Raw genomic sequence first — 25,063 nt, 5'->3', positions numbered from 1 at the left:
TTACACTAGATATAGCAAAACAAAAATGGAGGTATGAACTATGACTAAACCTGTCGTAAACGTCGCAAACGTACAAAAAGTATTTGGTGAAAAATCAGAGAATCAATATAAAGCCCTCGATAATGTATCCTTTACCATTGGGGAAGGAGAATTTGTAGGGATTATGGGGCCATCAGGTGCAGGAAAGACAACCTTACTAAATGTCGTTTCCACTTTAGATAAAGCAACATCTGGGAAAATAGAAATAGCCGGTCAGGATATTACTGACATGAAACAGAATGAATTAGCTGATTTCCGTTCCGAGCAATTAGGATTTATCTTTCAAGATTTCAATCTGCTGGAAAACTTAACGGTATATGAAAATATCGCGTTGCCGCTCTCCTTACAAGGGGTCAGCTCCAAAAAAATTAAACCACTAGTAACACAAGTGGCGGAAAAACTCGGCATTAAATCCATTCTACTAAAATATCCGGTGACAATATCCGGTGGTCAAAAACAGCGTGCCGCAGCTGCTAGAGCATTGGTCCATGAACCAGCAATCATTCTGGCAGATGAGCCAACAGGTGCGCTCGATTCAAAAAATGCACACAGTTTGATGAAAACAATGGAACATTTAAATCAATATCACGATGTGTCGATTATGCTCGTAACACATGATCCATTAAGTGCTAGTTATTGTGAACGAATTGTATTTATACAGGACGGTACCCTTTACAAGGAAATCAAAAAAAGCGGTGACCAACAACAATTCCACCAACAAATTCTCAACGTGCTTGCCGAATTGACAAGCATACAATCATCATAAAGAAAGGAGTGAGATCATGTTAGCAAAATTACTATCTGGTAGTATGAAAAAGATGTGGAAGGATTATCTGGTATTATTATTTGGTTTAACAATATCGATTGCGATTTTCTATATGTTTGAAACATTAGCACAGAACAAAGCCTTTCTGGAAGCAAACGCTCTAATTAGCTCCATCGTGTTTGTCTTTCATGTTGGGACCTTTATTTTAGGGCTTGTCACCATCTTTTATATCTTCTATGCAACATCTTTTATTTTGTCCCTTCGTCAAAAGGAACTCGGAATGTATATGACCCTAGGAGCAAAAAAAGGTAAGGTTACTCAAATGATGTTTCTGGAAACATTGGCGATCGGCATTGTCTCTTTAATTATTGGTCTCGTATTTGGGATTGGTCTGTCAGAAGGAATTGCACGACTTTTAATGGCAAGACTCGATTTCTCAGGCGCAGGATTCCACGCCCTTTATTCGTCTTCACTTGTGACAACAGTTATTTTCTATTTTGTTTTATTTCTATTAACTGCTATTGTCAATGCAATGAGAGTTTCACGTAAGTCAGTACTGGAACTGTTACATGCCGACCAAAAAGCAGATACTAAAATAATCAAAGGGTGGAAAACCTTTTTAGGAACATTATTCGCTATCGTTTTAATTACTGTCGGCTACGTTGCCATGATCAATATGGGTGACCTCGCTCATATGGGTGTCATCATTGCTGCAGCAACCGTCACACCAGGAACATATTTTTTCTTTATGGCGATGTTACCTTTTCTTATTAAAAGAATTAAAGGGATTCGATCCATTAATGAAAGAGGACTTAACGCCTTTACCTATGCACAGCTTGATTTCCGTGTTAGTCAATTAACCAAAGTACTCGGAACAGTTGCGATGTTAATTGCATTAGGATTAGGAGCAATGACAGCAGGTTTATCGTTTTATCATAATATTGAAATTCAATCCTCAATGAATCACGGCTATGATATCAAGGTACACCAGCCGACAGAGGATGAATTAGCAGAAATGGAGAATTGGGAGTTCGAGGAACGAAACCTTTATTCCTATCGGGTTACAGATGATGGCGTTTATTTTTCCAAACAGGATTTACAAGAGAATCCACCAATTATCAAGGAATTTACCGGTAATCTGGAGGAGTTGACCAAAGAAGTACGTTTAACAAACAATTTAACAGCTCCTATTTATTCCTCTAAGGAAACGGATAACGCTGAAAGTATCCCTAAAAAATGGCAAACAGCATTACAAACCGAATTAATGGCAAATATATTTATGTTCGGTGATCGTACGTTATATATTCTCGATCAGGAAAAGTTTGAAGAAATCAATGCATCAACACAAACTGTTTTATTAGGAAGGGTCGACAATTTCACTGAATATACGGATACTCTGGCAAAAATCGATGAGCGACACCACAAATTAGCAATAGATTATACAGGTGAAGACCCTGCAATGACTGGAAGTAAACACGAAGATTACACCATGCTAAAAGGCTTTGCCAATGGTACGATTTTTATGGGATTGTTTCTTGGTGTTGCTTTCTTAATGATGATGGCAAGTGTATTAATGTTCAAATTACTTTCCAGTGCGACAGCAGATATTGACCGCTATCAAATGCTTAGAAAAATAGGAGTACGTCAAGCAAAACTTAAAAAATCGATCTACAAAGAATTATTTCTTGTTTTTCTCTTTCCTGGTTTAATTGGACTTGTCCACGTGCTTATCGGGATGGAAATGTTCTCGTTTATTTTGATTGAACCATATACAAAAATATGGATTCCGATCAGCCTATTTTTCGTTATTTATGGACTATACTACTTGTTAACCGTCAAAATGTATCAACGTATTGTATTGCCAAAAGCATAAAGTGTCATGATGAATATTTGTAAGGCTGCTTACATTAATGTAACATGATAACCATAATCTTCCTGATAGGAAAGGTGGTTGTCATGTTTTTTTCCTATGTAAGCATTGGAATCTACTTTATTATTATGGTATTAATTTTAATTGTCGCTTTTAAAGTATTGATTAAAAAAGAACGTCCAAGCAATTATTACACCCCGTTTGACAATATTACCGGACAAGTGAATAAAGCTTTTCATGAGGAAAAACAAGAACAAGTACAACAGGAAAAAGAAAGTGATGATATACGAGATTAGTTTGCGGAAAGCACAGTTATAATAATTGTGACTACTAATATAACGACAAACACAGAAATAATTCCGTAAAACCCCTTCTTCGTCAGTTCATTCCTATCATTTCGTCCTTTTTTTGATATAACATAGGTGGCAACACCGCCTAACAAAACTAGAATGATCCAATACCAACTATTCATCTCTCTCCTCCTTACTAGTATCTTTTAGATAACACAACCATTGAGATGAAGACCGTCATAATAGTTAATGCTGCTAATATGGCTACTGCTTGATAAGCTGTTATGAACAGGAAGTTAAATTGTAAAAGGGTAAGCATAATAATCATGTAGCCAAGGATAATAAAATAACTATAAAACATACTGCGTTCTTTAATTCTTTTTGTACGTTCATCATTTTGAATAAATTGTGGTGCTAAGTAGGCATTACAAAAACACATTATTGTAATAGCGATTAACATAATATCATGCCCTGCCGGAAACACACCTGTACTTATAGTTGCTCCATTAAATAAGGCACTCATTAGTAGAAACATAGTTCCAAAAATAACAAATAACTTTCGATCATATTGTTTTTTCACGCTGATCACCCTTTCTATTCCATATCTTCCTCGTCTAGTATAAATACTTCTTCTACGGTCCGATTAAATAATCGTGCAATTTGCATAGCCAGTGGAAGTGAAGGATTATATTTTCCCTTTTCAATTGAAATAATGGTCTGACGTGACACCTTCAATTTCATTGCCATTTTTTCTTGTGAAATACTTTGGACTTTTCTTAATTCTTTGATTCGATTTTTCACACATAAACCACCCTTCCATATGGCTAGTTTAATGTAAAGGATCCTTTACTGTCAAGTTACCTTTACATATAATCCGTAAGAAAACCCGCACGTCACTACTTATCCTAATTCAAATGTTTATTATACTTCCTTTGTAATTATTGATAGATAAAGCTATGGAATATACTAATAGATTTGTTCATCCTTATTGGTTTTGTTGATTATCTTAATTTATTCAACAAATCTTTGCTTTTCCTTCTTGGATTTGTCGATTATCCTGTTTTATTCTACAAATCTTTGCTTCTCCTTCTTGGATTTGTCGATTATCCTGTTTTATTCTACAAATCTTTGCTTCTCCTTTTTGGATTTGTCGATTATCCTATTTTATTCAACAAATCTTTGCTCTTCCTTCTTGGTTTTGTCGATTATCCTGTTTTATTCTACAAATCCTTGCTACGAAAGAATGAATGGAAGTTAAATCGCGAGGATTTTGCCAATTCCTTTACTTTCAAACAAAAACACCGAATGCTGATTAGACATCCGGTGTCTTTAAACTTATGAGAACCATCCCTTTATGGCATCGACAATCTTTTGAAAAAAGTTACGCTCTTCCTCTTGTTCTTCTGGAGCTGATTCATTAGTCATTTCCTTGCTACCGGCCATTTCGGCTTCCATTGCTGTCGTTTCTAATGTTGTTGCCTGCTTTCCTTTTACGACATCAACTAATTTTTCTCCATATTTATCATGGAGAAACTGAACGTTTTCCTCGTTCAATGGGTCAATTCCAACTACAACTTTACCGGTAGTGATGTCTACACTCGTATGATAAATAATAAAGTTATCATATTCGAATCCATCCTCATCAATCTCTTTCTGCTTCTCTATTAATTGTTCTTCCGTATAATCCACTTCTTTTATCTTGATATCATCCGGTTGTTCTGCAAATCCTTCCAATGCTTGGCGATGCTCATCTGTAACAGACTCCGTAAACATCAAGACAACAACACCTGTCTGTTTCTCTTCGCGGTCAATATACAGGCCAGCAAAACTGTCACTCAAATGCTTCTCGATATATTGCTGTGCATTTTTAATGGTTTCGGTATGATTCATGCCTTCTTCCAATTCAATCATCGATCCCTCTAATTCTTCTGCATTTGCTTCAGCGAAAACAGTTGTCGGTATAACAAAAACACCACTTGCCACTACTCCACATAATATTAATTTTAGACAACTTTTCATAGTCATCCCTCCCTATTCTAGCTTTAGTCTATTAGTCGTCCACCATTATGATTGGTTACACTTTTTTCAGTTCTTTGTGGCTATTTATTTCAACATTTTCCAAAGCCTTGGCAGCTAACTGATCGGCTTCTCGATTATCTTTCCTTGAGATAGCCTGATATAACGGATCGATTCCTATTGTTTCAAGCTTCTCTTCTATTTGATCGGCCCAATGATTTAATGTTTCTTCCATACATGGCCATTCCCCTAATAGTTGATTAATTACCACTTTAGAATCACCTTTGAATTCCACCGGCTGATGGTGAACATTTAAATCTTCTAAAGTCTTGATACTTTCAAATAAGGCTGCATATTCTGCTTCGTTATTAGAGGTCAATTCCTGCACTAACACATTTTTTCTTATGCGATAAGGTTTATGATTTTGTGTGTAATATACTGCACAGCCTAACCCCGCTCTGTTTGTTTTCAAATCAAAACCTGCGTCAAAATAAACCGTAATATGATTGGGTTCTGTCAATACCTCTTCCGTGTATGCAATCAGTTCTTTTTTATCCCAGCGATTTCCTCGGTGATCGACAAAGACAATAGACTCCATACGATTCCATTTCTCAAAGTCAGCAGCGATTTCCAGGGCCATTTCAGCATCGATTTCATCGGAAAAAAATGTCGATCGAATTCCTTTGGGTGATAGATAAGCGATTTCCATTGTGACATACATCAATTACATCTCCTTTTGCTCATATCTCTATTTTCGATAAATAGAATAGTAATGGTACAAGCTTTGTTATTTAGTTAAGGGAGTGAAGCTGTTGACAATTTTTCTTAGTTATATGTTTCTTGGCTTATCTTTAGCCGCACCACTTGGTCCGATAAATGCGGCACAAATCAATCAAGGGATTAAAAATGGATTTCTGCATTCATGGATGATTGGTTTAGGTTCCATTATAGCAGAGTTATTTTTTATCCTTGCTGTCTATTTTGGGGTTGTCCACTTTTTGGAAACTCCTTTTATGAAGACATTTTTATGGTCATTCGGTGCATTTGTTCTCTTATACACAGGTATAGAAAGTATGGTTTCGACGCAATCTGTTGAATTAAGGGAAGAACGTGATTCGTTACGCAAAACCTTTACCTCCGGATTTCTAATTTCCATTAGCAATCCGCTATCGATTTTGTTCTGGCTAGGCATTTACGGCTCAGTCCTGGCTAACACGATTGATAAATATGATACGCTTCACTTATTCTGGTACAGTACAGCAATCATTATCGGTGTAATGATCTGGGATATCTCCATGGCGCTTGTTTCCAGTGGTTCGCGTCACTTACTTTCAGATAAAACATTGAAAATGATCTCTGTCATTACAGGTCTTTCCTTAATTGGTTTTGCTATTTATTTTGGTTATCAAGCCATTACACTTATATTTTAGATCACCTTATCCCATACTAAACATGGTTCAGTTCAAAAAGGATAAGGAGAATGTCGCGTGAGTGAATCATCATCTGCATCAGAAAAGAAAATCGCCTGGTGGCAATTAGCTCTGACTGGGGTCGGATGTACAATTGGGACAGGCTATTTTCTCGGTTCGAGTATTGGCATCCAACTCACCGGTCCTTCGATCGTGCTTTCTTTTTTGATTGCAGCTATTGGCACCTATATCGTATTTAATTTGTTAGCAAAAATGTCAGCAGCTGACCCACAAGAAGGTTCTTTTTGCTATTATGCTGAAAAAGCATTTGGCAAATGGGCCGGGTTTAGCTGTGGCTGGAATTATTGGTGCTCGAGTATCTTAATCATGGGTAGTCAATTAATCGCTTTGGCAATCTTAACAAAAGTTTGGTTTCCCAATTTGCCACTTTGGGTATTTGCAGCTGTTTATGCGGTACTTTCTGTTCTAGTCATCTTACTTGGCACAAGAGGTTTTGACCGAATTGAAGATTTTTTAGCAGTTATCAAAACCGCAGCAATCATTATGTTCATTATCATTGCATTCATTGCAATAGCTGGTGGGATATCAGGTGGATCAGACGCAGAACCCGGCATTCCTACTAATTTGGGTGATACATTTAGCGGTGGATACAAAGGATTCTGGGCATCTTTAATATATGCTTTCTATGCTTTTGGCGGTATTGAAGTCATTGGATTAATGGCAATCCGCTTGAAGAAAAAAGAAGATGCTCCAAAGACAGGGAAAGTAATGTTAGGCTTACTCGCTATTATCTATATTATCTCCCTATGCTTAGCGGTTATCATGGCACCCGTTGAGAAATTTGATCCGAATGAAAGCCCATTTGTAACAGCTCTATCTGATTATTCGCTAGCTTTTTTTCCACATGTCTTTAACGCTGCGATCATTGTTGCAGGTTTCTCCACGATGACCGCTGCATTATTTGGGGTTGTTACCTTGTTAGTTACACTAGCAAAAGATGGAGACGCACCGAAAATTTTTTCGAAAAAAATCAAAAAGTTTAAGGAATTACCTTTACCTTCTTTATTAATTGCAACGGTTGGTTTGGCTGTTTCGGTCATTACAGCACTATTATTACCGGAAAAGATATATGAATATATTACAACTGCCGCAGGGATATTACTGCTATTCAATTGGGCATTTATCATCCTTTCTTCATGGCGAGTTTTAAAAGGAGTAAACTTGTTAATCAAAATGACCGCATGTTTCGGGTTACTGTTTATTACGGCAGCTGTATCGGGGACATTGATGGATAAAAGTGTCCGTCCTGGATTTTGGATTAGTTTGTTGCTCGTATTAATCATTAGTATTATTACGCTGTTCATGCAAAGACATTGGAACGACAAGTAATCGTTCCAATGTCGCACATTAAATTGATAAAAATCACTTCCTCTCTACTTCTTCAGTTTACCGCTTCATACATGTGAAAATTACTTCACCAAAATCTAGGCTTTCGCATAGTGTATACAGAAAGGCGGGAAAATAGAATGGCAAATCAACAAGCACCCTTATCATTTAAGTATGATGTGAACAAAAGTCCTTTTTTCGTCGCTAATAGCCAAAACTTTATTAATATCGTAGGTCAGAATCAGTTGAATAGTTTAGAAAACATGTCTCTTCTCGATATATTTCTAAGTAATCAGCATATAGTAGAACCTCATTATCATCAAAATGCGGCAGAGTTAGTCTATTGTATAAGTGGTGCAGCTGTCGTTTCGATACTTAATCCTAATACGAAGCACTTGCATCATTATCCTGTTACCCCAGGTCAAGTTGTGAATGTTCCCCAAGGTTGGTGGCATTATGAAATTGCTACCGCAGACCAGACCCACTTGTTAGCAATATTCGATGCAGCGAACCCTGAAGTCATTCTTGGGTCGGATATTTTACGATTGACACCACGAGAAATCATGGCATACACCTATGGAATGAACCAACAGATGTGGCAACAAGTAATATCACCGATTCAATCTTCCACATATATTGGCCCGAATGTTTAACTGGACAGACCTTCTCAATCATACAAAAAGCCACCCTTTGTTTGCTAAGGATGGCTTATTTTATATTACAGATCTAATAATTGATAATAGCCTTATATCCTATTAACCAAACACTTGCCCTCCATTCACATGAAGTGTTTGTCCAGTAACAAAGCGAGAATCATCAGAGGCAAGATAGACAAATGTTGGCGCAATTTCAAACGGTTGACCTTGGCGATCCATTGGATTGTCTGTTATCGCAACTTGATCAGCAGAAAAACTTGAAGGAATTAATGGAGTCCAAAATCTCCCGGGTGCAATCGCATTTACTCTAATCCCTTTTTTGACTAGGTTACTGGCAAGAGCACGTGTGAATCCGAGATTCGCCCCTTTTGTCGCCGTGTAATCGATTAATTGTTCGTTACCGTCAAAAGTAACCACAGAAGAAGTATTAATAATCGAACTTCCAGCTTTTAAGTATTTTAAAGCAGCTCGGGTTGTATAAAAATGGGAATAGATATTCACTTTAAATGTATCATCAAATTGTTCGTCCGTAATATCCTCTAAATTTAATTGTTGGAATTGAATCCCAACATGATTGCATAAAACATCAAGTTGACCAAACATTTCTATTGTCTTTTCTACAATATCAATGCATTGCTGTTTATCTCGTAAATCTCCTGGTAACAACAAACAGCTTTTACCTAACTCTTCAATTCTATTTTTAGTTCGATTGGCATCATCATGTTCATCTAAATAAGCAATAGCTACATTTGCTCCTTCTTTGGCAAAAGCGATCGCAGCTGCTGCGCCCATTCCACTGTCGCCGCCTGTTATAAGTACTACTTTATCTTGTAACTTTCCACTTCCCTTATAGTTAGGATTCTCAATAAGCGGTTTTGGTACCATTAAATCTTCTACTCCGGGTTGGCGATATTGACGTTGTTCAGGTACCGTCAAGGCAACCTCTTCATAACAAGTTATTTTACCGTAATTAGGATACATTGGATAGTTTTTTTGGTGCGACTCTTTGTCAGACATTTTAAGGCCTCCTCCTAAAGTTCTGTATGAGCTACTCTATGCTTGATAGGCGAATGTCGTGTTTGTCTTACTAGAAAAATGAACTAGCCCGCTAAAAGAAAGAAGAGCATAGTCTAATGTTAGGAGGTGAAAAAATGCAATACTATTATCATCCAGAAGTAAAGTATTTATTGATGTCAGAATCGCACAAAAAGAAAAAGCTTATTTATGACGACAACTCGTCATCATGGAATGTCCCGACAATTGGTTTAAGGCCACCCTATTACACTAACCCCAAATATATCCCTTATTATCCAACTATTTGATAGATAGCAAAAGCCATTCCTCCCAATAAAAAGGATGGCTTTTTTAATTAGCGTCCTTTATGTGAAGGTCTTCCTATCGAATATAAAAATGGGGGTTTACGGACAATTAGCACCATGATAAAACTTCATCAGAGATGAGAACGATTTCCGACCAAAGTGTAAGTTCCTATTGTATAGAAACAGCGAAAATTGGGAACAAAAAGGAGAGAACGGAAATAGTTGGGGTGGTTAAAATACGCATAAACTCATTTTTTAATCGGAATAAAAAAAAGGAGACGAAGAAAGAAGATACTAATATCACTAAATTAGTTCAAAACCTAGAAGAGAATCTGGAAAATATTAAAACATTATTAGATGCACCATCTGATTTAGTGATTCGAAAATTCACCATTAGAGGATCAGAGCACCGGTGTGCCACGGTTTTTATAGATGGATTAGTGAATGATACATATGTGCGAAATAATATAATAGAAAATATTCAATTGGAAACAGCAAGAAAACAAATACCTGATAATAAACAACAGCTTTTTGATGAATTAAATCAGGAAATTCTTTCAACTACCTCACTTACAATAGGATATACATTAGATGATGTGTCAAACGAGATTTTATATGGGAGTACGGTCCTTTATTTAGATGGTATGGACAAAGTGTTCATTATTAAGACACAAGGCTGGGATAAACGTAATATACAAGAACCTGTTACGGAATCATTAATTCGTGGTCCAAGAGATGGTTTCGTCGAAGATTTACGTACAAACATGGTTTTAATGCGCCGTTACATACATGATCAAAACTTACGCTTCAAAACGTATCAAATTGGTAGACGATCAAAGAAAAATCTAGTTGTAGCGTATATAGCTGATGTCATTCATCCAGATATCTTAAAGGAAATTAACAGGCGACTCGAATCCATCGACACAGATGATGCTCCGGAATCAGGCTATATCGAACAATGGATTGAGGATAACTACCTGTCTCCATTTCCACAAATTATGAATACGGAGAGACCTGATAAAGCCTCTGCTGCTCTTTTGCAGGGGAAGGTTGCCATTCTACTTGATGGTAGCCCATTCGTTTTAATTGCTCCTACAACATTAGCAAGTGCCATGCAATCACCCGAGGATTATTATGAGCGGTGGACTATAGGAACCTTGTTAAGAATCTTACGTTATTTTGGTGCATTTATCGCTATATTTCTACCATCATTATATATTGCATTAGTCTCCTTTCATCCTGGAATGATTCCAACCGAGCTAGCATTCTCTATTGCAGCATCAAGAGAAGGAGTTCCTTTTACACCTCTAGTAGAAGCATTTCTTATGGCTGTCACCATGGAGTTATTGCGAGAAGCAGGAGCACGATTACCTAAAACAATTGGGCAAACCATTGGAATAGTAGGTGGGTTAGTTATAGGAGATGCTGCAGTACAAGCAGGTATTGTAAGTCCTATCATGGTCATTATCATTGCCCTTAATGCCATTGCATCTTTCTCTTTACCTTCATATAGCCTTGCAATTGCTTTTAGAATTATCCTGTTTGGATTTATCTTTTTAGCTGGAATATTTGGGCTCTATGGGATAATTATCGGTTACATCATGGTAAACATTCATATCGTTAATCTGAAAAGTATCGGGGTTCCTTATTCAACTCCATTTGCACCTACCTTCTTTAAGGATTGGGAAGATCTTATTTTTCGCAAACCCACTCCACTGTTAACGAAGCGCCCTCAACATTTGCAAACGAATGATAAACAGTCAACAGATAAGGAGAATAGGTAATGAAAAGATTTGAATACGCTGATGAGAAAATTTCTGATAGACAAATTTTGATCGCAGTACCTTCACTTGTAATTGGTATAGGAATCCTTTCTCTACCACAGAGTCTTGCCTCTGTAACAATGGCATCTGATGGCTGGGTATCCCTATTGATCGGAGGGGTGATTGCACTTATCATCACATGGTCTGTTGCTAAACTTTCAGCAAGCTTTCCAAATCAGTCTTTTATATCCTATTCATCAGCCATTGTTACTAGACCTGTAGCAATTGTTTTAACTTTTCTATTTGCGACCTTATCAGCAGGTATAACGGCATTGCAGATTCGCCAATTAGCTGACATTGCCAAACATTATATATTAAAAGAAACACCGGTTGAAATCATTTCATTTACGTTTCTATTGTTAATCATTTATGCTGTATCAGGCTCAAGGGTAGGCTTATTTCGGTTAAATACAATGTTCTTACCGTTTATATTTTTTGTTGCAGTACTCGTTATTGTCTTTAATATTAAATGGTATAATCTAGGCTTGTTATCGCCAGCTTTTGAGACTAGTTTTAGCGGATATATGGAAGGGATTAAAAATAGTGTTTTGTCTTATGCAGGATTTATTATTCTGTGGTTTTATATCACACTTGTAAAGGAACCAAAAAACACTCCAAAATCAGCTGTGTTGGGAATGTGCATACCGATCGTATTGTATTTATCTCTTTACATTACTTGTATCTTAGTGTTCGGAAATGCTGTTACTTCCAATCTACGGTACCCCACAGTTGAGCTCGCTAAACTGGTGGAAATTCCAGGTGGTATTTTGGAACGATTTGAATCATTATTTTTCATTATTTGGATAATGGCAATTTTCAACACAACCTCCATGGTTCTCGATATTGCCGTTCTTGCACTTAATTCCATTTTTGAAAATATAGGTAAGATTAAACTTATTTTTATAATTGCTCCCATAGTATATGTAACTAGTATGATGCCACAAGATTTAGTACAGGTTTCTAGCTTTGCATCATTTATCGGCTATAGTTCGGTTTTATACACTGTATTTGTTGCGATTTTATTATTTACCATCGCTAAAATAAGGAGGGTGAAGTAACTTGAAACGCCTTCTTACACTTATCTCCTGCACTACTGTAATGTTTCTTACAGGCTGTTGGGACCAAATACCAATTGATGAGAGAAGCTTTGTTATTGGAAGCGCACTTGATATGGCTGATCAAAAAGCAGAAAGTACATATGATATAACACTAACAAGTCAGCTTGTAATACCAGGTAACTTATCAAATCCTCAAAAAGGTGGAGGAGGAGATAAACCTGCATTTAAAAATCTATCTGTTACAGGTCAGAGTGCGTTTCAAATTTCCAGGGAGATGTTAGGTCTTACAAACCGGATCCCTAACTATGAACATTTAAAGATTTTAATCATTTCAAGTGAAATTGCAAGTGAACCAAATTTATTTTCTAGTGTAGTCGATGGTTTTATTCGTGATCATGAAATGCGTAGAGGAATTAAGGTGATGATATCGGAAGGTGACGCAAAAGAAATGCTTGGAATCAAAACAGAAACAGAGCAACTTCCTTCCCGATTCATCAACAGTATCATGAAGAATAGTGCAAAATCCTTAGAGTTAATCGAACCAGTTAGGATAGGTAAGTTGCATCGATATTTTTTGAATGAAGACAGTTATGTTCTTCCGCTTTTATCATTATCAGAGAATAATATTAGTTATGATAGTGTAGCCGTATTTGACGGGAAGTCAGATCAGCAAGTTGGAACACTTTCTGATGATGATATAAAAGGTTTCAGATTGATTAAAGGAAATATTAAAAATGGAATGTTACTTTTTCATATAGATGGGCACCTTATGATATATGAGATAAATAATGCAGAGAGTTCCATAAAGATAAATGCTAAAAATAAGGAAAATATAAAAATATCGATATCGATTGATACAGAAGGATCTATTGCTGAAATGTTTGGAAGTAAGTCACTTTTAGATAAAGCATATATAAAAAAAATCGAAAAGCAGATAAATGAGAAAATGGAGCAAATCGTTACCAATACAGTGGAGATAGCTCAGCAGGAGTTTGAAGTTGATTTTTTCGGTTTCAGTAACCTTTTAAGACAAAGGCACTATGATGACTGGAAGAAGATTGAGAATGATTGGGATCATGGAGATAAATTATTTTCAAAAAGCACAGTAGATGTATCAGCTAAAGCTATTGTAAGAACTATTGGTACCTCAGATAAGGCAAAAGACAAAAAGATGGAGTGATCAAGGTATGTGGGAAATTATAATGGGGAAATTACCTGAAAAATTAATTTTAATTTGTACCGTGTTATCTTTTCTCGTTCCCTTTGTTATTTATAAAATAAATCAAAAACTACACAAAACCGGAGATCCTCCATGGAAGAAAAAAAGCTAGGAAATCATAACAGGGATTTTTAATACGAGACTAAATATTCTCAACATGAGCTTACATAAACTGGTTGATGAAATTGTTCATATTTCCCTCAATTATTGGAATATTATCCTTGAAGATCAATTTAAGAAGGTGTAAAAATGAAGCGTAATACCACATTAATATCCCTTAACAGGAAACTCTCTTCCATTTTCTCGATAGTTCAGTACCACTTCCATTCTAAGGGATTAACTATGTCTATTTCAGATAATACTACTAAAAGTGAGGTACAAGAATGTGAAGCCATCTGAGGCTTTATTATGGAGCATCGCATTACCTGGATTTGGTCAAGTACTAAATGGAAGAATAGTGAAGGGGATTATCTTAATTGGATTAGAGTTTTTAATTAATGTACAGTCGAATTTAAACGAAATACTTCTATTTAGTTTTTATGGACAAATTGAAATGGCTATTGAGAAAGCTGACTTTCAATGGCTCTTATTTTACCCATGTTTATATTTTTTTGCTATGTGGGATGCTTATCGAGATGCTGGTGGTGGTGAGAAGCCCTATTCTTTCTTACCTTTTGTATTTTCCGCCTATTTTGTAACAGTGGGAACGATCTATTCCTCGAGTATTACTTTGTTCCAGGTGTTATTAGGGCCTATTTGGCTGCCCATATTAAGTGTAATACCAGGAATACTCATAGGCCTTCTTTTACAAGGACTTATAAGAAAAGTGCAAAGTGCCCGCTTATAGTGTAGCGAACATGGCAATCCCTGGTTTCTAAATGTTATCTACACCCCTTAATTTTATACAATTTAAAAAGTAGTTCATTTTGAAAGAATTCCTCTTCAAAAACTGAACTACTTTTAATTATTAGAATTGGCTCTTTTCTTTATTTCTCGCTAACTTCTCCCGATCGTTCGTTCCTGGTGGTTGTTCTAACCAATTGTTCTCGATCATAATATCTACTCCGCTTTTGGCTAACTTGGATACTTCTAACGACAGACGCTCATAATTAACCATCAAATCACTTCGTTGACTGGCAGCAGCAGCAGTAGAATAATTGCCTACCCCAGCTGTTATGATAAGCGACATATGAAACATCATTAACTTGTCAGAAAATGTTTGCGTAGTTGAGTCACTTATTCCAAAATCAGAAACCTTTGGAGTCTCGATTTCATCTTGCAATAGGGTTTCAGAGAAAATTTTCATATGTTTCTTTGATACTTCTTTTGCCCGAAGCATATAATCTTGTACTTCTTTCGTTGGTGAAGTTTGAGCAAATGATAAACATAACTTTACACCAATTTCGTTTGTCCTAAGATTCATATGCAAATGTGAAATCTCAATGGCATTTAATGGTCGTTTTTGATTCAAAGGATTTAAGCCACTTAAATATTTCTTACTATTGATATAATTCGTTTCTTTTGGAACTTCAATATATGGATGCCTTGCATTTACTCCTTTTGATTGAGCAATTTCGCTTGATTGATTAAAAAGCTTTATCGACTCATTAAGAGCATTTGAAAAATATTCTCGTATATCTTCCCGATCACTCATAGAGACTAATCCACCATAGGATATCATACCTACTTTCGCCATATGATTTACATAGTTTAAGCAAAATAAATCCGTAAAAAGCCATGGAGCATCCATGTTAACATCTCGTTCAGTAAAACCATTAGGTTTCACATAATTATCTTGTTCAAAAATAGTAATTAATTGTTCAAGATGGCTTGAAGAAAGATCATATGCATACTGTACAACTGGTTTTATATCGGGATCCTCAATATGTTTCAGCATAAAGCTTAACACGCACTTTGCCATACTGTCATTCATATACCCCGTCCATAATGAAGCAATCTCACCGGATGTAAGATGTATCTTTATATCACTCATATATAACCTCCACATAACGATAATTACGTTTATTATGTACAAGAATAAGCATAGTATTACATATAATCGATACAAGTGCTCTTTTAGTAGCAAAAATCTTCATAGTTTATTAATAAACTATGAAGATTTTCGAAATGATAAAAAAACTAATGATGTAAATATTAATATTAGACCTGGCAATATTTGAGTAGTGATATTTTCCTTTACAATAACCATTCCAAGAACAGTTGCAGTAAGTGGTTCTGCAAGTGATAGTGTCACAGCCGTTGCTGCAGAAGTTCTTATCAAACCACGAGAAAAGATTAAATAAGCAATTGCTGTTGCTAAAATTCCCAAATGTAATGCTACTGTTATACCGTTCGTTTGTAGTAACCAAGTGAAATCATATAATAATAAAATCGGGGATAAAAGAATAGCAGCTAAAGTAAAAACCACTGCAACAACTACCTCCGAGTGATGTTGTTCCAATAATTTTTTACTAAACAAGGTATAAGTTGCAAAGGATAAACCTGCTCCAACAGCCATTAAGATACCTAATGGAGATATCGCCACTGCTTGATCATTAGAGACTAGCAATGAGCAACCTGTTATCGCCAAAATAGTCGCTAACCACCACCGTCGATCAGGAATAATTCGATAGAATAACCATTCCATAATTCCTGCTAATATCGGAGCACTCCCAATTGCTACTACTGTACCTACTGCTACACCTGTCCATAATACCGCAGAGAAAAACAGTGGCTGATAAGCTGCCATTGCCAACGCAGCCAAAAATGTGATCCACTTCGGCCAGTTTCTGATATAAAACTTCCCTTGTATGACTACTAATACTAATAAAGCTATGCCACCGATAGCTAAGCGAATCGCTCCTATTGCAACGGGATGTGCAGAAGATGGTGCAAAGCTTTGTGCGGTACCTGTTGTTCCCCAAAGTACAGCTGCAATCAATATAAGTATAATAGCATTCCGGTGACTCATATAACCTTCACCTGTCCTCACATCTCTTGATTTCAAAGTGAACCGTTCAACAATATGCTGGCAATTTCTATTATATACCAAATCCAAATCTATTTTAACAATTCTAGGAAAAAGCATGGGTAACATCGGATAAACAGATTCTATCCGACGATTAGCTGAATATTTCAGGGCGTTTCGTCGATTAGACTAACTCTATTCGACGTTCTGCTGAATATTTCGAAGCACTTCGTCGATTAGAATGGCTCTATTCGACGAAGTGCTATTAAATACCTGGTGCAAGATCGATAATATGCACAAAAAATGGGCTACCCATAAGTCAATTTCTATAACTTATGGGAAAGCCCATTTCCCTTATGTCGACCCCTCTATTCTTTTATTAGGAGCTATAACCGCTTTAACAAACCTTCCCGATCCAAGCCATGCTGCAAAAGCAAAGATTAAATAAATAGCCTGTGTTGCATGTGCTCCCTGAAGAATGACTTGTAAACCCATTCCGAATCCGAGTGAAGGGATAGCGATCAGGAATGTCCGAAAAATCCGTTCAAAACCTTTTTCAAGTGGTAGTGGCCAAATCCGGGAGAAAAATACACCTAAAGCAACTCCCATTCCTGATACAACAAAAAGTTGCACAAGAACAATCGGCGTAGGAAATGGCCATTCCATCAGATAATATCCAGTCAAATAAAAGATCTCAAGAAACAGGGTGATCCCTATTACCTTTTGAAAAGTTTTCATATTCATCCAGGGATGAAAGAGATACAAGATCACTAATAAACCAGCTAAGACTAGTGTCCAATTCATCTGTTTCCTCCTTTCTACCGATTGATCTTCATAACAGTTTACTCATCAAGCTCTGGCGCACGTACATTTTCAATTAATTCTTGGATCTCTTTTGGTGGTTCCGGAGTCATTCGTGAAACAATAAAACTAATGATAAAGTTTAGCAACATCCCAATTACTCCGACACCTTGCGCATTAATACCAAAGAAGCTATCTAAAATTGGTTCGTCGGTTCCAATAATAGACTGCGAGAGTATCGCTCCGATCATGATCAAAGTAAAACTCAAACCAGTAATAATACCTGCGACCGCTCCTTCTTTATTCATCCGCTTGTCAAAGATACCTAAAAGAATTACCGGAAACAAACTTGCCGCACCTAAACCAAAGGCAAGCGCTACAACTTCTCCAGCAAATCCCGGGGGATTAATACCGACATAAGCTGCAATGGCCAGTGCAATCAGTAATGTAAATCGACCAACTCGCAATCTTTGTGATTCAGAAGCATCTTTATTAAAAATCCGATAATAAATATCATGTGAAACAGCACTTGTCATTGTAATTAATAGCCCTGATGCAGTGGATAAGGCTGCGGCCAGTCCCCCGGCAGCAACTAATGCAATAATAAAAGGAGCTAGGTTTGCTACTTCTGGAGTAGATAACACGATAATATCTCCATCAATGACAACTTCATTATCTTCTCCACCAGTAAAATTCACCACTCCATCACCATTTGCATCATCTAATTGCAAGAGACCGGTGGTTTCCCATTTATTTACCCACTCTATACTTTGAACTTCTTCGATTGGTTTATCTGCTATCGTATCAATTAAATTATATTTAGCAAACGCACCAACTGCAGGTGCCGTTAAATAAAGAAGTCCAATAAAGATGATTGCCCAAACCGCTGACCAACGTGCTGCACGTACACTTTTAACCGTATAGAAACGAACGATAACGTGGGGAAGTCCAGCAGTCCCCGCCATTAAAGCTAATGTAACCATAAAAACATTTAACATAGACAAATCTGTAAACGGGGCCATATATTCCGTCATACCTAGATCTACTTGAATCTGGCCTAGACGATCGACAATATCGCTACTAGTTAAGGCAAGCTGTGGAATAGGATTGCCTGTTAACTGAAAAGAAATGGCAAACGCAGGAATTAAAAAAGCGATAATAATAACAAAATATTGAGTAGCCTGTGTCCAGGTTACACCTTTCATTCCACCTAATAATGCAAAAAATCCGACAATCGCCATTCCGATTAATACTCCAATGACAATATCAACCTGCAGATAACGGCTGAAGACAATACCTACACCACGCATTTGCCCGGAAATATACGTAAGTGAGATAAAAATCGTTGCGACTGCCGCTACCGCTCGAGCACCATTTGAATAAAAACGGTCGCCAATAAAGTCAGGAACCGTAAACTTTCCAAATTTACGTAAATAAGGTGCCAACAATAATGCTAATAGTACATATCCCCCGGTCCAACCCATTAAATAAATCGTTCCGTCATAACCTAAAAATGCTACTAAACCTGCCATCGAAATAAAAGATGCGGCAGACATCCAGTCGGCGGCAATGGCTGCACCATTCGCAACAGTTGGAACTCCCTGTCCAGCAACATAAAAGTTCGAAGTATCACGAACCCGTGACCACCAACCAATCCCCGTGTAAACAGCAAACGTAATAAGTACTAAAATAATCGTAATGACTTCTACACTCATGGAAACCCCTCCTTATAACTTCTTAACTATTTCTAATCCCCATCCTTGATCATTTCTTTATATTGTTTATCGAGTTTATCCATACGAAGTGCGTACGTCAGTATTAAAACGATGAATATCAGTATTGCGCCCTGATGCCCAAACCAAAACGATAAAGTTACATTAAAAAATTTGATATTGGAGAGTGGTTCAGCAAATAGAACTCCCGCGCCAAGGCCAGCTAGAAACCAAACAACAAGTAAACTTATGATCAACTTGATATTTTTCTTCCAATACCATCTCTGTTTTTCATTAAGTGTTTGATTCATGGACTTTTCCCATCCTTTCCCGCTTTTTATTAATGTTAGAGTAAATAGAAAACGCTTACAAAATCATCCTACTATCTCGATAAGCGTATCTTATTTTTATGACTTCAAATCCCATCCTTTTTGAATCCATAAAAAAATACTAAATACTCTAACATTTGTATTTAGTATATTACATATAATTAATTCAATTTCGAGATTTCCTTAAAATGTAGGTGTTTCTGTTTAAAATGTTGAATTCGTTGTCCGAATAGTTATGTTAAACCTTGTAGGACATCGAAAAATTCTTTTGCTACCGTTCGACTCATCGGCACTTGCGATTTATTTTTGTCTTTAATGACAATATTATAGGCGCCATTAAACCATGGGATTATCTCCTCAATCGCATCAAGATTTACTAGATAACTTCGATGTGGTCGGTAAAAAGGAAAGGCGCGTAATTTTTCTTCCAGTTCTTTTAGATTCATTCTAGTTTCAATGACTTCATTCGTTAACATGTGTACTAGCAGTTGCCTATCTTCTCGCACTACATAGCCGATCTGTAACGGGTCAATAACTACCATTTTTTTATCAATTGAAATGATAAGCTTATCTATTTTTGGTCGCTTATTTTGCTTTTTCATAAGTTCTTCTCGTACTTGTTTCATTGCGATGTCAAAACGGGCTTTGTCAAATGGTTTCAATAAGTAGTCTGTCGCTTGAAGGTCAAAAGCTTGAACAGCATAGGTATCATAGGCTGTAGTAAATACAATTACCGGCTCATATCCTTCTTCATTACGTAATGTCTCCGCCGCTTCTAAGCCGGTAAGACCAGGCATATGAATATCTAGAAAAAGAACATCTGGTTTATACTCATGGTATAATTGGATTAATTGTTCTCCACTCTCTGCGCTTGGGCACAACGTTACATCTTCTTCCTGTTCAAGCAGGTATGTCAATTCTTCACGTCCCAGACGTTCATCTTCAGCAATCATAACATGAAACTTCATTTTTGCCACCCCTCTGTATTGACTTGTATTTTAAAAGTAACAGAACTTCCTTTTTCGGGAAGATTTCGAAAGTGTAGCCTACTTTCTTCTCCCATAATTCCCTTTAACCGTTCATTAATATTATATAAGGCAGTACCATTACCATTCTTCTGATCAATCGGTTCTGTGCCAACTAAAGCTAACATATCATTTGAAAAACCTTTACCGTTGTCCCTTACTTCTATGAATACCCAATCTTTTTTTCTAGTTATAATTAATTCTATTCTACCTTTCATCTGTTTATCCTTTAATCCATGCTGGATGCAATTTTCAACAAGAGGTTGCAGTGTTGCAGGAGGTATCAGTACTTCCTCCAGATCCTGATCAATTAATTTATTTACGACTAACTGATCCATAAACCGTGCAGTAACAATTTCTACATAGGCATTGACATGTGCCAGCTCATCTTTCAAGGGGATTAGTGTTTTGCTGGCAATGGTTAGATTAGACCGCATATAGTGACTGAGCTGTATTAGTATATGACGTGCTTTTTCCTGATTAACTCTCATCAGGGAATGGAGCAGATTAAAAGTGTTGAATAGAAAATGTGGATTAATCTGTGCCTGTAGATTTCTTATTTCCGCTTCCTTGAGGAGTTCTTTCATCCTTTCTGCCTCAAACCCGCTAATCTGATTAGAAATAATGGTTCCAAGACCTTTAGCAAGTTCTATTTCAACAGCCCGAATCTGCTGGGAATGGCGAAAATATAAATTAATTAGACCAATTATCTCACCAGAACGGTAAATTGGTACCATAATGGCAGTTTTCAGTGGACAGGCTTCAAAACGACATTGAATCCCCTCTTTGTCATAAGCAACCTGGATATCTCCTGTATCAAGTGCTTTTTGCGATAATCTCATTTTAAGTGGCTCCCCTAAACGATGATGATCATCACCGAGACCGACATGGCTGAGAACCTTCTCTTTATCCGTAATGGCAATAGCAGCAACATCGAGTTCCTCATATAGAAGTTTCGCCATTTTGTCTGCATTTCCGATTAGCGAAGCATCCTGAAGAATAGGGAGTGCTTTTTCAGCAATGGATAATGCACGGTTTGTTTCAATCGCTGCTTCTCTTTCCGTTTCATTAAGTGCAGCTCGGATTACCATCGTAAAAATCGCAAGGGCTACTGCGTTTGTAATAACTAGTGGTATACCAATTGTGTTGACTAGTTCTACCCCTTTTTCTTGATCGGATATAAAAATCAAAAGCATCCCCATATGTAAAACTGGTGGAAACATACCGATAAACAACGCTTTCCCTGGTGCAATGACCCGCTCATCTGAAAAAAACTGTCCTGTCCACCCTGTAACTAAACCTGCCAGAGGGTTAATCACACTATTAGCAACCCAAGCCTCACCACCGATAAATGCAAGATAAATACCTGTTATAATCCCTGTACCAAGCCCGACGTACGGTCCGCCGAGTAATCCGGCAATCATGACCACTACCATACTGAAGCCGATCAGCACTTCATTTGGTGCTACATCCGTAAATCTTGATTCAAGTGCTAATGTATCCATTCGGATTAAAACACCGGTGTGTGTCCCTAATATCCCAATAAAACCGAAAACAAGCGCAAGGTAAATAACGGTGTCGATTGCTATATCCCGGTCCAGTAATGAACGGAAACCTGGAATCTGTGTTAACATAAAGGCTGCTAGCAGAAGCAAACCGATCCGCTCAAACAAAACAATGGTGAGGTCAATCATGTGAAATAGCCTCCTGTTTTTCGCTGTAAAGTTTTAACAACAATTCATCATAATTTTGCTCATCCTTCTTCCTTATTAATGAACCGATCACACCCCCGGCAAAGCCAACTGGAATGGATAGAATACCAGGATTGGAAAGTGGAAAAATTCCAATTCCCTCTGGACCTGATACAACTAGAATAAGAGATATCAAAAAACCACTAAAGAGCGTTGCATAGGCTCCACTTCTGTTAAATTGTTTCCAATAAATAGTGAGGATAAGTAAAGGAAATAGGGTGGAAGCGGCAATTGCGAAGGTAATCGATACAAGAAAAGCTACATTACTTTCTTCCATTCCTATTGATAAAAGAATCGATAATACCCCGATCACAACAGCTACGATTCTAGCGACCTGGAGCTGCTTTTTTTCTACGACCTTTTTCTTCTTCCAGAGATGATAATAGATATCGTGTGCAAATGAAGAGGTGGCGGCAAAAATCAAACCGGTCACAACAGCAATAATAGTAGCAAAGGCGACCGCCATTACAAAGGCAATCAGAAAGTCTCCACCTACCACCTCTGCCAGTAATAAGGCTGCCAAATTCCCACTCGAATCAGCCTGTATTAATGTTTCACTCCCGACTAGCGCAATGGCTCCCACTCCCAAAATGAGTGTCATCATATAAAACAAACCGATGATCCACGAGGCTGACATGGCGGAAACCCATGCCTGTTTGACATTTTTCACTGTTAAAAATCGAATTAGTATATGTGGAAGACCGGATGTTCCGAGCATTAAAGCTAAAGTGAGCGAGACTTTCTCCACCGGATTAGTGAACAAGTTTCCAGGATAAAAAAACGATTTTCCATGTGGACTCTGCTGAGCCGCTCCATTGACTAGTCCAATGAAATCCCAATTCATCCAGGACAACAGAATAAATACAACCATCAGTGTTCCACCCATCAGCAGTACAGTTTTTATAATTTGTACCCAAGATGTCGCTAGCATTCCACCAAACGCTACATAGACCGTCATTAAAACACCGATAATACATACTGCTACACGAAAATCTACTCCAAGTAAGAGACGGATCAATAAACCGGAAGCTACCAGCTGCGGAATCATATACAAGACCGAAATACATATACCACTGATAGCTACGACAGCTCTCATCCTGTTTCCCGGAAAGCGTGCTGTGACTACATCTGCCACCGAAAAGGTACCAAGGCGATGAACCGGTTCTACGATCAGTAGTAATAATATGATATACGAAATAAGAAAACCTGTAGCATACAAAAATCCGTCATAACCATAGAGTGCTATTAATCCAGTAATGCCAAGGAATGAAGCAGCACTGATGAAATCACCAGCAATCGCCATACCATTTTGCATTCCTGACAGACTCCCCGCCGCTACATAAAATTGATGGGCTGTTTTGCTCCTTTCTGCTGCCCAATGGGTGATGACCAGCGTACCAATCACGATAACTACGAAAAAAATAAAATAGGTGAAATTCATTGTCCATCTCCCTAATACGTCTGTTTCTCTTTTGCTTCTTTAGTAGGTTCAAATTTTCTCATAAAAATGTAATGCCATAATCCTATTCCCCACGTCAGGATAAATAAAATGAAAAGATAAACCCATACAAATGTAAGAAAATACGATGTGTCTTCTGAAATAAATATCGTTAATACAAATGGGACTAATATATAAAAAAGAATAATGCTAGCAGCAACAGCGACGAGAATACGATGTTTTTTTCTTATATTAGCCACTTCTTCGAAAGCGTTTTCATTTTTCTGACTGTTTGTCACCCTAAACCTCCTCGAGCAGGAATAAATTCATTGCCTTTCTAGTATGCAATTATAAGATAGCATGTATAATTATGTCAATTTTGTTAAAGAAAGACCTTAGTTCGACTGTTCTGGAAAGCAATTCGGACTTTCCCGACCTCACTGTTATTTTGTTCATTAGATTTCACATCATATAAAACACCATACGTTAACCATTAAATAAAAACGGTTGACAATAAGATGTTTTTCATTTACTCTATTTTTGGAAAGGAGGAAAATAATGCAAAATAACAAACGTTTCACAGCACTTGACCTTACAATTGGCAGTATATTTGTTGCCCTAATGGCAGTAGGAGCAAACATTACATCGATTGCACCTTTCATGGTTATAGGGGGTGTGCCAATTACCTTACAAACTGCTTTTGCTATACTAGCGGGACTCATTCTGGGAAGTCGCTTGAGTGTCATTTCTATGTCGGTGTACATGTTATTGGGTCTAGCTGGTGCACCTATTTTCGCCCAATTCAAAGGTGGGGTTTCAACTCTTTTATCACCAACTTTCGGTTTCATTGTTTCCTTTATATTAATAGCATATGTCGCTGGTAAACTTGTAGAGAAGAAACGAAGCTTCCCTATCTATATCACTGCATCATTAATAGCGATGACTATCAATTATCTCTTTGGTGCTAATTGGATGTATGCAGCTTATCTTCTTTGGTTTGATGCACCTGAAGGATTCTCTTACAAACTAATCTGGTATTGGTTGGCTGTTCCATTACCTAAGGATATCTTGCTAGCTATAGGGGCAGGGATATTTGCTCATCGCCTTGAAAAAAGTTTCATTTCAAAAAGTATAATTCGAAACCAGCAAAATATAAAGGTAGGATAA

At 37.2% G+C, this 25,063-nt stretch carries 27 protein-coding genes; 12 read left to right on the top strand and 15 right to left on the bottom strand.

The window, feature by feature from the left end; all coding sequences use genetic code 11:
* The first annotated feature begins 40 nt into the window (after positions 1-40).
* The 3 genes from ACTWP4_RS12995 (at position 41) to ACTWP4_RS12985 (ending at position 2,971) form a co-directional block, all read left to right on the top strand.
* Positions 41-805, top strand: coding sequence for an ABC transporter ATP-binding protein (locus ACTWP4_RS12995; RefSeq protein WP_443129202.1), 765 nt, complete (start codon positions 41-43; stop codon positions 803-805).
* 16 nt (positions 806-821) lie between these two features.
* The gene (locus tag ACTWP4_RS12990) at positions 822-2,678 is read left to right on the top strand and encodes an ABC transporter permease (RefSeq protein ID WP_443129201.1); all 1,857 of its coding nucleotides are present in this window, start codon (positions 822-824) and stop codon (positions 2,676-2,678) included.
* Between the two features lie 83 nt (positions 2,679-2,761).
* Positions 2,762-2,971 carry a DUF3951 domain-containing protein gene (locus tag ACTWP4_RS12985; RefSeq protein WP_443129200.1) on the top strand — a complete coding sequence of 70 codons (210 nt, stop codon included), beginning with the start codon at positions 2,762-2,764 and terminating at the stop codon, positions 2,969-2,971.
* On the opposite strand, the gene ACTWP4_RS12980 is transcribed toward ACTWP4_RS12985, so the two are convergent.
* From ACTWP4_RS12980 to ACTWP4_RS12960, 5 genes are all read right to left on the bottom strand, one after another.
* The gene (locus tag ACTWP4_RS12980) at positions 2,968-3,147 is read right to left on the bottom strand and encodes a hypothetical protein (protein ID WP_443129199.1); all 180 of its coding nucleotides are present in this window, start codon (positions 3,145-3,147) and stop codon (positions 2,968-2,970) included. The two genes, ACTWP4_RS12985 and ACTWP4_RS12980, sit on opposite strands and share 4 nt — an antisense overlap.
* A 14-nt stretch (positions 3,148-3,161) precedes the next feature.
* Positions 3,162-3,545 carry a hypothetical protein gene (locus tag ACTWP4_RS12975; RefSeq protein WP_443129198.1) on the bottom strand — a complete coding sequence of 128 codons (384 nt, stop codon included), beginning with the start codon at positions 3,543-3,545 and terminating at the stop codon, positions 3,162-3,164.
* Between the two features lie 14 nt (positions 3,546-3,559).
* Entirely contained in the window at positions 3,560-3,766 is a 207-nt protein-coding gene (locus ACTWP4_RS12970) for a helix-turn-helix transcriptional regulator (protein WP_443129197.1), read from the bottom strand.
* 534 nt (positions 3,767-4,300) lie between these two features.
* Positions 4,301-4,984, bottom strand: a complete 684-nt coding sequence (locus ACTWP4_RS12965; protein ID WP_443129196.1) for a hypothetical protein — start codon at positions 4,982-4,984, stop codon at positions 4,301-4,303.
* 55 nt (positions 4,985-5,039) lie between these two features.
* A complete protein-coding gene (locus ACTWP4_RS12960; protein ID WP_443129195.1) occupies positions 5,040-5,702 on the bottom strand; it encodes a reverse transcriptase-like protein in 663 nt (220 codons plus the stop codon).
* 91 nt (positions 5,703-5,793) lie between these two features.
* Between ACTWP4_RS12960 and ACTWP4_RS12955 the strand changes: the two genes are divergently transcribed.
* The 3 genes from ACTWP4_RS12955 (at position 5,794) to ACTWP4_RS12945 (ending at position 8,450) form a co-directional block, all read left to right on the top strand.
* Positions 5,794-6,411 (top strand): LysE family transporter, encoded by a 618-nt coding sequence (locus ACTWP4_RS12955; protein WP_443129194.1) that lies wholly within the window; start codon positions 5,794-5,796, stop codon positions 6,409-6,411.
* A 57-nt stretch (positions 6,412-6,468) separates the two neighbouring features.
* Positions 6,469-7,800 carry an amino acid permease gene (locus ACTWP4_RS12950; RefSeq protein ID WP_443129193.1) on the top strand — a complete coding sequence of 444 codons (1,332 nt, stop codon included), beginning with the start codon at positions 6,469-6,471 and terminating at the stop codon, positions 7,798-7,800.
* Between the two features lie 137 nt (positions 7,801-7,937).
* Positions 7,938-8,450: a cupin domain-containing protein gene (locus ACTWP4_RS12945; protein WP_443129192.1), complete on the top strand. Its 513-nt coding sequence runs from the start codon at positions 7,938-7,940 to the stop codon at positions 8,448-8,450.
* 102 nt (positions 8,451-8,552) lie between these two features.
* Here ACTWP4_RS12945 and ACTWP4_RS12940 read toward each other — a convergent pair whose 3' ends face one another.
* Positions 8,553-9,470 carry an SDR family oxidoreductase gene (locus ACTWP4_RS12940; protein ID WP_443129191.1) on the bottom strand — a complete coding sequence of 306 codons (918 nt, stop codon included), beginning with the start codon at positions 9,468-9,470 and terminating at the stop codon, positions 8,553-8,555.
* A gap of 134 nt (positions 9,471-9,604) precedes the next feature.
* On the opposite strand from ACTWP4_RS12940, the gene ACTWP4_RS12935 reads away from it, so the two are divergent.
* The 5 genes from ACTWP4_RS12935 (at position 9,605) to ACTWP4_RS12915 (ending at position 14,719) form a co-directional block, all read left to right on the top strand.
* On the top strand, positions 9,605-9,775 hold the full coding sequence (locus ACTWP4_RS12935; RefSeq protein WP_443129190.1) for a hypothetical protein: 171 nt from the start codon (positions 9,605-9,607) through the stop codon (positions 9,773-9,775).
* 233 nt (positions 9,776-10,008) lie between these two features.
* Positions 10,009-11,556, top strand: a complete 1,548-nt coding sequence (locus ACTWP4_RS12930; RefSeq protein ID WP_443129398.1) for a spore germination protein — start codon at positions 10,009-10,011, stop codon at positions 11,554-11,556.
* Complete coding sequence (locus ACTWP4_RS12925; protein ID WP_443129189.1) at positions 11,556-12,653, top strand: GerAB/ArcD/ProY family transporter; 1,098 nt, start codon at positions 11,556-11,558, stop codon at positions 12,651-12,653. The genes ACTWP4_RS12930 and ACTWP4_RS12925 overlap by 1 nt, the downstream gene beginning before the upstream one ends.
* Position 12,654: 1 nt before the next feature.
* Positions 12,655-13,833 (top strand): Ger(x)C family spore germination protein, encoded by a 1,179-nt coding sequence (locus ACTWP4_RS12920; RefSeq protein WP_443129188.1) that lies wholly within the window; start codon positions 12,655-12,657, stop codon positions 13,831-13,833.
* Positions 13,834-14,257: 424 nt separating this feature from the next.
* The gene (locus tag ACTWP4_RS12915; RefSeq protein ID WP_443129187.1) at positions 14,258-14,719 is read left to right on the top strand and encodes a hypothetical protein; all 462 of its coding nucleotides are present in this window, start codon (positions 14,258-14,260) and stop codon (positions 14,717-14,719) included.
* 120 nt (positions 14,720-14,839) lie between these two features.
* On the opposite strand, the gene ACTWP4_RS12910 is transcribed toward ACTWP4_RS12915, so the two are convergent.
* The 9 genes from ACTWP4_RS12910 to ACTWP4_RS12870 form a co-directional block, all read right to left on the bottom strand.
* On the bottom strand, positions 14,840-15,865 hold the full coding sequence (locus tag ACTWP4_RS12910; RefSeq protein WP_443129186.1) for a DUF3231 family protein: 1,026 nt from the start codon (positions 15,863-15,865) through the stop codon (positions 14,840-14,842).
* 117 nt (positions 15,866-15,982) lie between these two features.
* Entirely contained in the window at positions 15,983-16,843 is an 861-nt protein-coding gene (locus ACTWP4_RS12905; protein WP_443129185.1) for a DMT family transporter, read from the bottom strand.
* Positions 16,844-17,194: 351 nt separating this feature from the next.
* Positions 17,195-17,644, bottom strand: coding sequence for a hypothetical protein (locus tag ACTWP4_RS12900; RefSeq protein WP_443129184.1), 450 nt, complete (start codon positions 17,642-17,644; stop codon positions 17,195-17,197).
* Positions 17,645-17,682: 38 nt separating this feature from the next.
* Positions 17,683-19,356 (bottom strand): sodium:solute symporter family protein, encoded by a 1,674-nt coding sequence (locus ACTWP4_RS12895; RefSeq protein WP_443129183.1) that lies wholly within the window; start codon positions 19,354-19,356, stop codon positions 17,683-17,685.
* Between the two features lie 32 nt (positions 19,357-19,388).
* Positions 19,389-19,664 carry a DUF4212 domain-containing protein gene (locus tag ACTWP4_RS12890; RefSeq protein WP_443129182.1) on the bottom strand — a complete coding sequence of 92 codons (276 nt, stop codon included), beginning with the start codon at positions 19,662-19,664 and terminating at the stop codon, positions 19,389-19,391.
* Positions 19,665-19,915: 251 nt separating this feature from the next.
* Entirely contained in the window at positions 19,916-20,650 is a 735-nt protein-coding gene (locus tag ACTWP4_RS12885) for a LytR/AlgR family response regulator transcription factor (RefSeq protein WP_443129181.1), read from the bottom strand.
* The gene (locus ACTWP4_RS12880) at positions 20,647-22,401 is read right to left on the bottom strand and encodes a LytS/YhcK type 5TM receptor domain-containing protein (protein WP_443129180.1); all 1,755 of its coding nucleotides are present in this window, start codon (positions 22,399-22,401) and stop codon (positions 20,647-20,649) included. The genes ACTWP4_RS12885 and ACTWP4_RS12880 overlap by 4 nt, the downstream gene beginning before the upstream one ends.
* The gene (locus ACTWP4_RS12875; protein WP_443129179.1) at positions 22,394-23,899 is read right to left on the bottom strand and encodes a solute symporter family protein; all 1,506 of its coding nucleotides are present in this window, start codon (positions 23,897-23,899) and stop codon (positions 22,394-22,396) included. Before ACTWP4_RS12875 ends, ACTWP4_RS12880 begins: the two co-directional genes overlap by 8 nt.
* Positions 23,900-23,910: 11 nt before the next feature.
* Positions 23,911-24,195: a hypothetical protein gene (locus tag ACTWP4_RS12870; protein WP_443129178.1), complete on the bottom strand. Its 285-nt coding sequence runs from the start codon at positions 24,193-24,195 to the stop codon at positions 23,911-23,913.
* A gap of 259 nt (positions 24,196-24,454) precedes the next feature.
* Here ACTWP4_RS12870 and ACTWP4_RS12865 point away from each other — a divergent pair, with 259 nt between their 5' ends.
* Positions 24,455-25,063, top strand: a complete 609-nt coding sequence (locus ACTWP4_RS12865; protein WP_443129177.1) for a biotin transporter BioY — start codon at positions 24,455-24,457, stop codon at positions 25,061-25,063.

It is taken from the genome of Gracilibacillus sp. D59 (assembly GCF_052246695.1).
Classification (GTDB): domain Bacteria; phylum Bacillota; class Bacilli; order Bacillales; family Amphibacillaceae; genus Gracilibacillus.
Note: the sequence above shows the minus strand (reverse complement) of the source record. Positions and strands in the feature narration are given on the sequence as shown.

Excerpts from the sequence above, each read along its gene's own strand:
- ACTWP4_RS12995 (WP_443129202.1), top strand. The coding sequence starts at position 41 with ATGACTAAACCTGTCGTAAACGTCGCAAACGTACAAAAAGTATTTGGT.
- ACTWP4_RS12990 (WP_443129201.1), top strand. The coding sequence starts at position 822 with ATGTTAGCAAAATTACTATCTGGTAGTATGAAAAAGATGTGGAAGGAT.
- ACTWP4_RS12985 (WP_443129200.1), top strand. The coding sequence starts at position 2,762 with ATGTTTTTTTCCTATGTAAGCATTGGAATCTACTTTATTATTATGGTA.
- ACTWP4_RS12980 (WP_443129199.1), bottom strand. The coding sequence starts at position 3,147 with ATGAATAGTTGGTATTGGATCATTCTAGTTTTGTTAGGCGGTGTTGCC.
- ACTWP4_RS12965 (WP_443129196.1), bottom strand. The coding sequence starts at position 4,984 with ATGAAAAGTTGTCTAAAATTAATATTATGTGGAGTAGTGGCAAGTGGT.
- ACTWP4_RS12960 (WP_443129195.1), bottom strand. The coding sequence starts at position 5,702 with ATGTATGTCACAATGGAAATCGCTTATCTATCACCCAAAGGAATTCGA.
- ACTWP4_RS12945 (WP_443129192.1), top strand. The coding sequence starts at position 7,938 with ATGGCAAATCAACAAGCACCCTTATCATTTAAGTATGATGTGAACAAA.
- ACTWP4_RS12940 (WP_443129191.1), bottom strand. The coding sequence starts at position 9,470 with ATGTCTGACAAAGAGTCGCACCAAAAAAACTATCCAATGTATCCTAAT.
- ACTWP4_RS12935 (WP_443129190.1), top strand. The coding sequence starts at position 9,605 with ATGCAATACTATTATCATCCAGAAGTAAAGTATTTATTGATGTCAGAA.
- ACTWP4_RS12925 (WP_443129189.1), top strand. The coding sequence starts at position 11,556 with ATGAAAAGATTTGAATACGCTGATGAGAAAATTTCTGATAGACAAATT.
- ACTWP4_RS12910 (WP_443129186.1), bottom strand. The coding sequence starts at position 15,865 with ATGAGTGATATAAAGATACATCTTACATCCGGTGAGATTGCTTCATTA.
- ACTWP4_RS12905 (WP_443129185.1), bottom strand. The coding sequence starts at position 16,843 with ATGAGTCACCGGAATGCTATTATACTTATATTGATTGCAGCTGTACTT.
- ACTWP4_RS12900 (WP_443129184.1), bottom strand. The coding sequence starts at position 17,644 with ATGAATTGGACACTAGTCTTAGCTGGTTTATTAGTGATCTTGTATCTC.
- ACTWP4_RS12895 (WP_443129183.1), bottom strand. The coding sequence starts at position 19,356 with ATGAGTGTAGAAGTCATTACGATTATTTTAGTACTTATTACGTTTGCT.
- ACTWP4_RS12890 (WP_443129182.1), bottom strand. The coding sequence starts at position 19,664 with ATGAATCAAACACTTAATGAAAAACAGAGATGGTATTGGAAGAAAAAT.
- ACTWP4_RS12885 (WP_443129181.1), bottom strand. The coding sequence starts at position 20,650 with ATGAAGTTTCATGTTATGATTGCTGAAGATGAACGTCTGGGACGTGAA.
- ACTWP4_RS12880 (WP_443129180.1), bottom strand. The coding sequence starts at position 22,401 with ATGATTGACCTCACCATTGTTTTGTTTGAGCGGATCGGTTTGCTTCTG.
- ACTWP4_RS12875 (WP_443129179.1), bottom strand. The coding sequence starts at position 23,899 with ATGAATTTCACCTATTTTATTTTTTTCGTAGTTATCGTGATTGGTACG.
- ACTWP4_RS12865 (WP_443129177.1), top strand. The coding sequence starts at position 24,455 with ATGCAAAATAACAAACGTTTCACAGCACTTGACCTTACAATTGGCAGT.